Genomic DNA, 11,266 nt, shown 5'->3' on the forward strand with positions numbered 1-11,266 from the left:
AAACCGGCCGACGCCGGGCTGTCCCGTCGCCTCCGCCGAGAGTAAGTTACTCAGCAGTAGCAACGAGGGGAGCCCACCATGCCCACGCTGGAGAAGATCGACGCCGTCTACGTCCTCGACCTGGGCGACGGCGAGAACCGTTTCCACCCCGACTGGCTCACCGAGATCAACGCCCTGCTCGACGAGGTCGTCAAGGGCGACGAGCCACGCGCCCTGGTCACCGCGGCCACCGGCAAGATCTGGTCGAACGGCCTCGACCTCGAGTGGCTGTTCGAGCATCCGGAGGACTATTCGGCGTACGGCGCAAAGGTCCATGCTCTTCTCGCCCGCTTTTTGACCTTGCCTTTCGTCACCGTGGCCGCCCTCCAGGGCCACACCTTCGCCGCCGGCGCCATGCTGTCGCTGGCCCACGACTTCCGGATCATGCGGGCCGACCGCGGCTTCTGGTGCCTGCCCGAGGCCGACATCAACATCCCGTTCACGCCGGGCATGTCCGCCCTGATCCAGTCCCGGCTCACGCCGCGGACCGCACACGAGGCCATGGTCACCGCCCGTCGTTTCGGGGGCGAGGAGGCGTACACCCGAGAGATCGTCGACAGCGCCGTGGCCGAGGACGAGGTCCGGAGCTCGGCGATCGCGCTCGCCGAGAGTCACATCACCAAGGCCGGCCCGACCCTGGAGACCATCAAGACCAGGATGTACGCCGGCGTACTGGAAGCCCTGCGGACCTTCGCTTAGATGTCCACGGAACCCAGCATCTCCAGCAGCTCGTCCGTGTTGTCCACCGCCGCCTGAAGCACCTTGCGCGCCTCCCGCAGCCGCCCGGCCTGCGCCGCCAGCCGCGCCACGTCCCCCGCCGCGACCGCACCGTGCGTGGCCGCACTGACCGACAGCAGCAGCTGAAGCCCCTCGGCGGCCTGCCCCGCCGCCAGCGGGATCGGATCGGTGCGGCTCTCGTGCGCCATGGCCGGCAGCGGCAGACAGGCCCGCTGCACCTGCCACCGGATCCGGTCGGCCCGCTGCGAAGGCTCGTCCGACCCGTCGAGTTGCCGCTGCCAGAGCGCATAGCGGGCTTCCCGGCTCATCAGCAGCCGATCGGCCGCCATGGCCTCGGCCTGGGCCGCCGCCAGCAGCGCGCCGGCCAGCCAGGCCCGCCGCGCGTTCGTATCGTCGAGATCATCGCCTGAAGGCCGCGCCCCCAGCGCCTCCAGAGCCGCGACGAGTCGTTCCTGCACCCCCATCGTCCCAACGTATCGATGGAAGCCCGCAAATACCGCGAGGCGCGCCTACATGACGACGACCAGCTTGCCGACCGTGTGCTTCCCGGCGAAGTCGTTGAGCGCCCGCACGCCGTCGTCGAGGGTGTACCGCCCGGTGACCAGCGGGCTCAGCCCGGCCACCTGCCGCATGCCACCCAGCTCACCGTCGACATCGAGCACGAGTTCAAAGCGAACGTCGTCCCGCCCGATCATCTCGGCCCGGGGCGGCGGGAACGTGATCGTGAAGAGCCGCCCGCCGGGCTTCAGGCAGGCCGCCGCCTCACGCAGCTGATCGGTCGGGCGCACCAGGTTGAGAACCAGATCGACGCCACCCGAGGGGTAGTCGTCGTAACCGATCACCTCGGAAGCGCCCAGCTTCAGCAGCAGCTCGCGATCGGAGGCGTGACCGGTGGCGATGACCCGGCACCCGGACAGAAGCGGCAGCACCGTGGTGCCCACCCCACCGGTCGCGCCGATCACCAGCACCGTCTCCCCCGGCGCCGGCTCGGCCGTGGCCATCAGCGCCCGCGCCGTCAGCCCGACCGTGGGAAGCGCGGCCGCGTCGACGACATCCAGCGAAGCCGGCCGGTGCGCGATGAACGGCGTCCCGGCCTCGAAGACCGCGTATTCGGCCAGGGTCCCGGTGGTCACGCTCGGCTGCTTCGCGCCGGCCAGCGCCCCCAGCGCTCGCGGCACCGAATGCCCGAAGACCTCGTCACCAATTTTGTACGCCGTGACGCCCTCCCCGACCGCACTGACGGTCCCGGCGAAGTCGTTCCCCAGGACGTGCGGAAATTCCAGCTGTACGGGATAGGCGCCGCTCGGAATGACGATGTCCCCCGGATTGATCGAGGCGGCGGCGATCCGGACCTGAATCTGCCCCGGCCCGGCCGGGGGAACCGGGATGTCGGCGACCTCGAAGCTCGAAGGCGGGCCGTAGTCAGGGGCGACGATCGCTTTCATGGCTTCCTCCACGGGGCATTAAGCGGACCGGTTGGTCACGTTAGACGTAAACGGACCGCCCGGTCAACTTGTTAAGCTGATGATCGTGACCATCGACCGCCCCCTGCGTGCGGACGCGGCCCGCAACCGCTCGGCGCTGCTGGCCGCCGCCGCCGAGGAGTTCGCCGCCCACGGCCTGGACGCGTCGGTGGCCGACATCGCCCGCCGGGCCGGCATCGGCAAGGGCACGGTGTTCCGCCACTTCCCGACCAAGGACGACTTGCTGGCCGCCGTGGTCCTCGACCGCGTGGACGACCTGGCCGCCTTGGCCCAGCGTCTGACCACAGCCACAGACCCCGGAGCGGCCCTGCTGGAGTTCATGGAGGCCGCCGCCGGCCGCCAGCAACAACTGGACCTGTCGTTCCTGCGCGAGTCCGGCGAGGTCAACGCGCGCCTGACCAGCGCCCGCGAGCGCTTGTTCGCCGCCATCATCGCGCTGGTGGCCCGGGCCCAGGAGGCCGGCGCCGTCCGCCCCGACATCGACGGCATGGACGTCATCCTGCTGATGTGCGCCCCGAACCACGTGGTCAGCTTCGTCCCGAACCCACCACCGGATCTGTGGCGCCGCTACCTGGGAATCATCTTCGACGGCCTGCGCCCCGACGGCGCCCGGCCGCTCCCGCGTTAGGAGACCGGGCGGCGGGGAATCCCGGGGACCATGACCGATCAACCACACCGCATCGACATCAGGCAGGGCGACGAGCCGGACGGCACCACGGCGCACGAGGCCTCGCTGCGCCCGCCGGGCCATTCCGTGGAAGGCCGCGCCGACGAGCCCGCGGACCGCGCCCCGGAGGACCGCACCGGCGAGAAGGGCGGCGGGGTGGCCGACCGTTCCGGCTACGACTCACGCAGCCTGGCCGGCGACTCGCCGAATTACCGGCCGGAATGACGAAAGCCCGGGCCTTCGACGGGCCCGGGCTTTTTCACGTGCGCGGATCAGTCGCCGGCGGCCTTGAAGAGGGCGGCGACCTCGGCCATGGACAGGTGACGGAAGCCACCCGGCCGCAGGTCGCCGAGGCGGATCGGGCCGACCGACGTGCGGATCAGCCGGGTCACCGGGTGGCCGACCTCTTCCATCATGCGGCGGACGATGTGCTTGCGGCCCTCGTGCAGCGTGATCTCCACCTGGGCCGTCTTGCCGAGCGCGCCGACCAGCTTGAACTGGTCGGCCTTGGCCGGGCCGTCCTCGAGCTCGATCCCGCTGAGCAGCTGCCGGCCGACGTTGCGGGCGAGCGGCCCGTTCGTCACCTCGGCCAGATACGTCTTCTGGATCTCGTACCGGGGGTGGGTCAGCTTGTTGGTGAGGTCGCCGTCGTTGGTGATGAGCAGCAGGCCCTCACTGTCGGCGTCGAGGCGCCCGACGTGGTAGAGCCTGGTGCCGAACTGCCCGAGGAAGTCGGCCAGCTCGGTGCGGCCCTTCTCGTCGTCGAGCGACGAGACGACACCACGCGGCTTGTTCATCGCGATGTACATGAGCTTGGTGTCGGTGACGATCCGCTGGCCGTCAACGTGGATCTCGGCAGTGTTGGGGTCGACCTTGTCGCCGAGCTTGGCGACCTTGCCGTTCACCGTCACACGCCGGCGGAAGATCAGGTCTTCGCAGGCGCGGCGGGATCCAACACCGGCGGCCGCCAGCACTTTCTGGAGGCGTTCGGCGGTGTCAGCCTGAGGCATCGAGCACTTCTTCCACGTCGTCGGGCAGGAACGGAGCGAGCGGCGGCAGCTGGTCGACCGAGTTGAGACCCAGCTTTTCCAGGAAGAGCACCGTCGTGCGATACAGGTGTGCCCCGGTTTCGCTCTCCGTGCCGCATTCCTCGATCAGGCCGCGCGTGACAAGCGTACGCATGACCCCGTCGCAGTTCACACCGCGGATAGCGGAGATGCGCGACCGGGTCACCGGCTGCTTGTAGGCGACCACAGCCAGTGTCTCCAAGGCCGCCTGGGTCAGCCGCACAGACTGCCCGTCGAGCACAAACCGTTCCACGTACGCCGCGTATTCCGGCCGCGTGTAGAGACGCCAGCCACCCGCCACCCGCCGAAGATCGAACCCGTGCCCCGCAGCGGTATAACGCGCCGACAGATCCTCGAGCATGACCCCCACACGCTCGGTCGGCTGCTCCAGAATCTGCGCGAGCTGCATCTCGGCCACCGGCTCGTCGACCACCAACATGATCGCCTCGAGCGCCGCCGCCAGCTCCGAGTCATCGGTCAACCCCGGCAGGTCAACATCGGCTTCCTCGGTACGCGTCCCCGAGCCCTCAACCGCAGCCGCGCCGTTCCGGCCTTTGCGCCCGGCCTGCTCGGGCACGGAAGCTTTGGCCCCACTCAGCGCCGCGGCATCATCATCGTCGTCGTAGTCCCGCCCCGACGCCGGCACCTCTTCCGAGAACGGAAGATCGTTCTCCCCGTCATCACTGACGTCATCATCGGCCGCCGCGTCAAAGACGTCCCCCGCGTCATCCCCGTCCGGCGGCAGCGGCGCGTCAACGGGTTCCCCGTCATCATCGGCGAACTCAGCCTCAGCCGCTTCTTCAATCGGCTCCGGCAATTCCAGCTCAGGCCCAGGCGCCACCACCACAGGCTCAACGTCCCCGGTCAGCCCCCCATCAACCGGAACGTCATCCTCAGCCGAGTCCCCGAGAGCAGGCTCCTCGGCCGGCGGGTTGGGCCCTTCGAAGGCCGGATCGAAGTCATCATCCGAGTCGAGCCCCGCTTCTTCGAGCTCGTCCCCGTCCTCAGGCAGCTGCCGGTTGTCCGAGGCCCCCACCGAACTCCCCACCGGCCCACGCTCAGCAACCCGCTCCTCAGCCCAGTTCCCATCACCGGTGGACGACGTAGGCACCGCCGCCGACCAGCCCCGCTCGTCAGCAACCTCATCCGACTCCAAGCCCACCCCGGACTCCAAAGCCGGCTCAGCATCCGACTCCGCCCCCGCGTCGCCCCGCGCAAGCTCGCCACCAGACTCGGCCCCCGCGTCGCTCCGCGCCAGGTCGCCATCAGACTCCGCCCCCGCGTCGCCCCGCGCCAGATCGCCATCAAACTCCGGCCTAGCGTTGCCCCGCGCCGGATCGTCATCAAACTCCGGCCCAGCGTTGCCCCGCGCCGGATCGTCATCAGACTCCGCCCCCGCGTTGCCTCGTGCCAGCTCGGCCCGCGCTTCCTCCTCGGCCGCGGCCTGGAACTCACGATCCGGCGTCCGCGGCGCACGCTCCCACGGCGGCACCCAGGCCGCCGCCTGCGCCGCAAGTGAGTCGGACTGCTCCTCGCTGCTCACGATCGTTCCTCCGCGTCGTCGTCTTCCCCGCCAAGATCATCGCCATCGGCGCCCACGTCAAGTCGGCCCGCTTCGCGTTTCCCCGATCCGGCCTCACCCGAATCCACCGACTCCGCCACACGGCCCCCCACATCGGGCAGGCCACCGCTCTCCCCCATCGGCACCACACCGAAATCAGCGGCCATATCCGACATGCGCTCGGAACGCGGCGCAGGGCTCAGACTTGAATCGAGGCCCACATCCGATTCAAGGTCGACATCCGGGCCAAGGTCGGTATCCGGGCCAAGGCCGGCGCCCAAGCGAAGGTCGCCACCCAAACCCAGGTCATGGTCCGGACCATGGTCGGCATCCAGGCTGAGGTCAGCGTCCGAGCCGACGTCGGTATCCAGGTCGAGGTCGGTATCCAGGTCGAGGTCGGCGCCGGAGCTGCGGTCGGCGTCTGGGTCGAGGTCCGCGTCGGGGGACGCGTCTGCTGGGGGCTTCTCGTCGTCCGTTGGCTTGGTGCCCTCGTAGTCGTCGATGTCCAGCTCTACGTCGGCGGCGTCGCCGCCTATCCAGCGGACTGTCAGCTCGTCCAGGGACACCGGCTGTTCGAAGTCGATCAGGCCCTCTCGGTAGAGCTCCAACAAAGCCAGGAACCGCGCCACCACCTCGAGCGTGTTGTCGCAGTCGGCCACCAGCAGCGAGAACGTGGCCGAACCGGCCCGGCGAAGCCGGTCGCGCAAAAGGGCCGCGTGCTCGCGGACGCTCACCCGGACCTGGTGGATGTGGGCGATCGACACCTGCGGCGGGCCCGGTTTCGGGACGAACTGTTTCAGCGCGAGCTTGAACAACCTTTCCGGGCCGATGCCCAGCACCAGCTCGGGCAGCGCCTCCGCGTAGCGCGGCTCCATCGACACCGCCCTCGGCCACCTCTTGCCGCCGGTGAACTCGAGCTCGGCGATGTGGGCCGCCGCCTCCTTGTACGCCTTGTATTGCAGCAGTCGCGCGAACAGCAGGTCGCGCGCTTCGAGCAGGGCCAGGTCTTCCTCGTCCTCGACGTCGGCCGCCGGCAGGAGCCGGGCCGCCTTCAGGTCGAGCAGGGTGGCCGCCACCAGCAGGAACTCGCTCGTCTCGCCGAGGTCCCAGTCGTCGCCCATGGCCCGGATGTATGCGATGAAGTCGTCGGTCACCTGGTGGAGGGCGATCTCGGTGACGTCGAGCTTGTGTTTGCCGATCAGCTGGAGGAGCAGATCGAACGGCCCCGTGAAGTTGTCGAGGCGTACCAGAAATTTGCCCGACTCGTCTTCGGGGGAGATGGCGGAGACTTCGGCGGGCTCGTCAGGCACCTGCTGACCGTAGACCACCGGTACGACAACTTGCTCAGTGCTCACCGCGCCCCTTCCCGTCCGTACCGTTTAAACGGGACAAATCCGAAAACGGTACGCCGCGAAAAGGAAGATCAACCCCACAGGCGAACGAAGACCAGCCCGAGCGCGTCGAGGATCTGGAGCAGGAACGGCACCCCGAACGGGAAGATGCACAGGATCAGCAGGACCAGGACGCCGATGTTCTTGTCCTCGAACCACAACCGCATCCACTGCATGCCCCGCCCGGGCGTGCGCAGCGCCGAGTGCAGCACCCCGAAGCCGTCCAGCGGCGGGATCGGGATGAGGGCCAGGATCCCGAAGCAGAGCAGACCGACCGCCAGCGACAGCAGTACCTGCTCGCCCACCGGCAGATCGATGCCGAGCAGCACGTCGGCCGGGCCGATGAAGGCCAGGATGTTGTTCGGAAAGGCCAGCGCGTACGTCAGCAGCAGCACCTGGGAGACCACGATGCACAGCAGCGGACCGGCCAGGAACACCGCCGCCGCCCGGCCCCGCCCGTGCCAGCGCGGCACGTCGTCCACCGTGAGCATCTTGCCCCAGCCCATGCCGCCGATGGCCGCCGCGACCGCGCCGAACGGGTCGACGTCCTCGCGCAGGCGCGGGGCGATCGACTCGCGGCGGTCGGAGATCTTCAGCATCCGCGACGTGGCGCGGATCGCGACCGCGCGCAGCACGAGAGCGAGCAGGAAGGAGACGACCAGGGCGACGAACGCCACCGGCTCACCGAGCGCGTAGAGCACCTGTCAGCCGCGCTCGGCCTTGGCGGCGATGACCTCGCGGGCGAGCTGGCGGTAGTTGCGGGCGCCGGACGAGGCCGGGTCGAGCGTGGTGATCGGCGCGCCGGCCACCGTGGACTCGGGGAATTTCACCGTCTTGGTGATGACCGTCTGGTAGACCTTGTCGCCGAACGCCTCCACGACCCGCTGGAGCACCTGGCGGCAGTGGGTGGTGCGGCTGTCGTACATGGTCGCGAGGATGCCCTCGAGCTCGAGGTCGAAGTTCAGCCGCTCGCGGACCTTGTCGATCGTGTCGAGCAGCAGGGCCACACCGCGCAGCGAGAAGAACTCGCACTCGAGCGGGATGAGCACACCGTGCGCGATGGTCAGCGCGTTGATCGCCAGCAGGCCCAGCGAGGGCTGGCAGTCGATCAGGATGAAGTCGTATTCCTTGCGGACCGAGCGCAGGGCCCGGGCCAGCGCCATCTCGCGGGCCACCTCGTTGACCAGCTGGATCTCGGCCGCGGAGAGGTCGATGTTGGCGGGCAGCAGGTGCAGGCCGGCCACATCGGTCTTGATGATGACGTCCTCGGTGGCCACGTCGTCCTGCATGAGCAGGTTGTAGACGCTCAGGTCGAGGTTGTGCGGGTTGACACCCAGGCCCACCGAGCAGGCACCCTGGGGGTCGAAGTCGACGAGCAGCACCTTGCGCCCGTACTCGGCCAGGGCCGCACCCAGGTTGATCGTGGTCGTCGTCTTGCCGACGCCGCCCTTCTGGTTGGCCAGGGCGATGATCCGCGCGGGGCCGTGCCGGTCGGTCGGCATCGGCTCGGGGATCGGGCGGCGCATGGTGTACGCCGTCGGGTCGGCCGGGCCCAGGTCGGCGCCGAGGTCGAGCGAGCTCTGCTGTTCCCGGAGTGTGGAGGTCCAGGCCTCCGCCCGGTTGCCGTTCCCCGTCATGACCTCGCCCCCTCCCGACTCGCCAGCCGGAGCCGATGCCCGACTCTACGCCACGCGCGCCGCACGACCAGGGTCAGCCATCGGCGTGTCGCTCCAAGAAAGCCGAGACGGATGCGCAGCGTCTAACGAGCACGCGGGTGAGCGGTCGCGTAGACCTCGCGGAGTCGGTCCACGGTGACCAAGGTGTACACCTGCGTAGTCGTGACCGAAGCGTGTCCCAGCAGCTCCTGGACGACCCGCACGTCGGCCCCGCCGTCGATCAGGTGGGTCGCGTACGAGTGACGCAGCGTGTGCGGCGAGACGGCGTACGGGCCCTCGACCGGCAGATCGGCCGCGACCGCGGCCCGCCGCAGCACCATCCACGCGCCCTGCCGGGACAGCCGCCCGCCCCGCGCGTTCAGGAAGACGGCCGGCGTCCCCTTTCCTTTCGCGGCGAGTGCCGGCCTCCCTCGTACGAGATAAGCCTCCAGGGAAGCCCGCGCGTAACCGCCGACCGGAACCAACCGGGTCTTTCCGCCCTTGCCCCGCAGAACGGCCGACGAATCGTCCAGAAGCGACAGGTCGTCGATGTCGGCGCCGACCGCCTCGGAGATCCGCGCCCCGGTCCCGTAGAGGAACTCCAGCAGGGCCTTGTCCCGGAGCCCGGCCGGGGTGTCGTCGGACGGCGCCGCCAGCAGCCGCGTCACCTGATCGACCTCGAGGGCCTTGGGCAGCCGTTTCGGCGGCGCCGGCGGCCGCACCTCGGCCGCGACGTCGGCGCCCGTGTAGCCCTCGCGGGCCGCGAAGCGGTGCAGACCCCGGACGGCGCTGATCGCCCGGGCCGCCGAGGAGGACGCCAGGCCCTCCTCGCGCAGCAACGCCAGGTGATCGGTGATCGCCGTGGCACGCACCTCGGACAGCTCGGTGACGCCGGCCGCCGTGAGCGCCGCGGCGTAGCGGTCGAGATCGCGGCGGTACGACTCGAGGGTGTTACGGGACAACCCACGCTCGACGGTGAGATGGTCGAGGTAGGCGGTGATCACACGCTGGAGGCTCAGCTCAGCACCGTGCTCAGGGCCAGGGTCCGCATGCCGTGTGCCTCCGCGACCGGTCCGTAGGTGACGTGCCCGTCATGGGTGTTCAGGCCCAGGGCGAGCGCGGCGTCGGCCTTGAGCGCCTGCCGCCAGCCGAGGTTCGCCAGCTCCAGAGCGTACGGCAGAGTGACGTTGGTGAGCGCGTAGGTGCTGGTGTGCGGCACCGAGCCCGGCATGTTGGCCACGCAGTAGAACAGCGAGTTGTGCACCTGGTAGACCGGGTCGGCGTGGGTGGTCGGCCGTGAGTCCTCGAAGCAGCCGCCCTGGTCGATCGAGATGTCGACCAGCACGCTGCCCGGCTTCATCCGCGCGACCAGGTCGTTCGGCACCAGGTTGGGCGCTTTCGCGCCCGGGATCAGCACGGCGCCGATGACCAGGTCGGCGTCGAGGACGGCCTTCTCGATCTCGTACGCGTTGGAGGCCACCGTCTGCAGATGGCCCCGGTAGTCGGCGTCGGCCGCGCGCAGCTTGGCGATGTTGCGGTCGAGCACCAGTATCTCGGCCTGCATGCCCAGGGCGATCGCGGCCGCGTTCATGCCGGACACGCCGGCGCCGATGACCACGACCTTGGCCGCGTAGACCCCGGGCACACCTCCCATGAGTACGCCCCGGCCACCACCGGAGCGCATCAGGTGGTACGCGCCGACCTGCGGCGCGAGCCGCCCGGCGACCTCGGACATCGGCGCCAGCAGCGGAAGCGAGCGGTCGGGCAGTTCGACCGTCTCGTACGCGATGCCGGTGACCTTGCGGTCGAGCAGCGCGTCGGTGCACTCCTTGGAGGCGGCCAGGTGCAGATATGTGAAAAGAACCTGGCCCGGCCGCATCCGCGGATATTCCTCCGCGATCGGCTCCTTGACCTTGAGGATCAGCTCGGCCGAGCCCCACACGTCGTCCGCGGACGGCACGATGGTGGCCCCGGCCGCCTGGAAATCGCCGTCGGTGATCGACGATCCGGCCCCGGCCCCGGCCTGCACCAGGACCTCGTGCCCGGCCCGGCGGAACTCGTACACACCGGCCGGGGTGATGGCCACCCGGAACTCGTTGTTCTTGACCTCACTGGGAATGCCGACCTTCACGGCACCGTCCTTCCACTCGACGCTGAGCGTTCTTTTTGGACGGTACGGTAAGTTCCCGATCATGGCGGCCCAACCGCCGGTAGAGGGCCCGTCAAGCGGTGACGTTCCGGCTGTTCACGGGCAGGCTGTGAGCGTCCGCGTCCGGCTGGTCGAGCCCGAAGCTGATGATCCGCCGGGGACGGATCCGGATGATCTCCCCGGTCGCCTCGGCGGTGCCGCGGATCTCGACGCAGCGGACCCGCCACGGGTCGACCGACGGCACGTCGTCCACGACGAAGGCGACCTGACCGTTCTCGGCCACATTGCGATATTTGCGGCTTCCCGACATGCCGTAGCCCGGGATGTCGATCGTGCCCGTGGCGGCGTCGACCCGAAATCCGACCGGGCTGTTCTGCAGGGTCCCGTCCGGCCGGAGTGTGGCGAGCCGCCCGAGCGGCTGCTCCTTCAGATACGCGATTTCGAGCTCGGTGAAAGGCATGCCCGGAGGTTGCAACCTCAACCTCCGTTCAAGTCAAGCCGTACGGGGTAACTCC

General features: G+C 69.4%; 12 protein-coding genes and 1 pseudogene. 3 read left to right on the forward strand and 10 right to left on the reverse strand.

Annotated features, from left to right (window positions below; genetic code table 11):
- Positions 1 to 78 precede the first annotated feature (78 nt).
- Positions 79 to 738, forward strand: coding sequence for an enoyl-CoA hydratase-related protein (locus tag ACQP2X_RS36045; RefSeq protein WP_498689606.1), 660 nt, complete (start codon positions 79 to 81; stop codon positions 736 to 738).
- Here the strand turns inward: ACQP2X_RS36045 and ACQP2X_RS36050 are convergent.
- A complete protein-coding gene (locus ACQP2X_RS36050; protein WP_498689608.1) occupies positions 735 to 1,241 on the reverse strand; it encodes a DUF6245 family protein in 507 nt (168 codons plus the stop codon). The two genes, ACQP2X_RS36045 and ACQP2X_RS36050, sit on opposite strands and share 4 nt — an antisense overlap.
- A 45-nt stretch (positions 1,242 to 1,286) precedes the next feature.
- Positions 1,287 to 2,222 (reverse strand): NADP-dependent oxidoreductase, encoded by a 936-nt coding sequence (locus ACQP2X_RS36055; protein WP_498689610.1) that lies wholly within the window; start codon positions 2,220 to 2,222, stop codon positions 1,287 to 1,289.
- A gap of 85 nt (positions 2,223 to 2,307) precedes the next feature.
- Between ACQP2X_RS36055 and ACQP2X_RS36060 the strand changes: the two genes are divergently transcribed.
- Both ACQP2X_RS36060 and ACQP2X_RS36065 read left to right on the forward strand, forming a co-directional pair.
- Entirely contained in the window at positions 2,308 to 2,889 is a 582-nt protein-coding gene (locus tag ACQP2X_RS36060) for a TetR/AcrR family transcriptional regulator (protein WP_498689615.1), read from the forward strand.
- A gap of 30 nt (positions 2,890 to 2,919) precedes the next feature.
- Complete coding sequence (locus ACQP2X_RS36065) at positions 2,920 to 3,153, forward strand: hypothetical protein (RefSeq protein ID WP_498689616.1); 234 nt, start codon at positions 2,920 to 2,922, stop codon at positions 3,151 to 3,153.
- Between the two features lie 47 nt (positions 3,154 to 3,200).
- On the opposite strand, the gene ACQP2X_RS36070 is transcribed toward ACQP2X_RS36065, so the two are convergent.
- The 8 genes and pseudogenes from ACQP2X_RS36070 to ACQP2X_RS36105 form a co-directional block, all read right to left on the reverse strand.
- The gene (locus ACQP2X_RS36070; protein ID WP_498689618.1) at positions 3,201 to 3,938 is read right to left on the reverse strand and encodes a pseudouridine synthase; all 738 of its coding nucleotides are present in this window, start codon (positions 3,936 to 3,938) and stop codon (positions 3,201 to 3,203) included.
- Entirely contained in the window at positions 3,925 to 5,538 is a 1,614-nt protein-coding gene (gene scpB / locus ACQP2X_RS36075) for an SMC-Scp complex subunit ScpB (protein WP_498689620.1), read from the reverse strand. The genes ACQP2X_RS36070 and scpB overlap by 14 nt, the downstream gene beginning before the upstream one ends.
- A 416-nt stretch (positions 5,539 to 5,954) precedes the next feature.
- Positions 5,955 to 6,884: pseudogene (locus ACQP2X_RS36080) on the reverse strand (segregation and condensation protein A); the annotation flags it as partial.
- A 95-nt stretch (positions 6,885 to 6,979) separates the two neighbouring features.
- A complete protein-coding gene (locus tag ACQP2X_RS36085; RefSeq protein ID WP_498689622.1) occupies positions 6,980 to 7,648 on the reverse strand; it encodes a zinc metalloprotease in 669 nt (222 codons plus the stop codon).
- Between the two features lie 3 nt (positions 7,649 to 7,651).
- Positions 7,652 to 8,584, reverse strand: a complete 933-nt coding sequence (locus ACQP2X_RS36090) for a ParA family protein (RefSeq protein ID WP_498689624.1) — start codon at positions 8,582 to 8,584, stop codon at positions 7,652 to 7,654.
- Positions 8,585 to 8,706: 122 nt separating this feature from the next.
- A complete protein-coding gene (gene xerD / locus ACQP2X_RS36095; RefSeq protein ID WP_498701116.1) occupies positions 8,707 to 9,621 on the reverse strand; it encodes a site-specific tyrosine recombinase XerD in 915 nt (304 codons plus the stop codon).
- Positions 9,618 to 10,733: an alanine dehydrogenase gene (gene ald, locus ACQP2X_RS36100; protein ID WP_498689626.1), complete on the reverse strand. Its 1,116-nt coding sequence runs from the start codon at positions 10,731 to 10,733 to the stop codon at positions 9,618 to 9,620. Before ald ends, xerD begins: the two co-directional genes overlap by 4 nt.
- Positions 10,734 to 10,824: 91 nt before the next feature.
- Positions 10,825 to 11,211, reverse strand: a complete 387-nt coding sequence (locus tag ACQP2X_RS36105; protein ID WP_498689627.1) for a PPOX class F420-dependent oxidoreductase — start codon at positions 11,209 to 11,211, stop codon at positions 10,825 to 10,827.
- Positions 11,212 to 11,266 lie beyond the last annotated feature (55 nt).

This window comes from Actinoplanes sp. CA-131856 (assembly GCF_050956135.1).
In the GTDB taxonomy this organism is placed as follows: domain Bacteria; phylum Actinomycetota; class Actinomycetes; order Mycobacteriales; family Micromonosporaceae; genus Actinoplanes.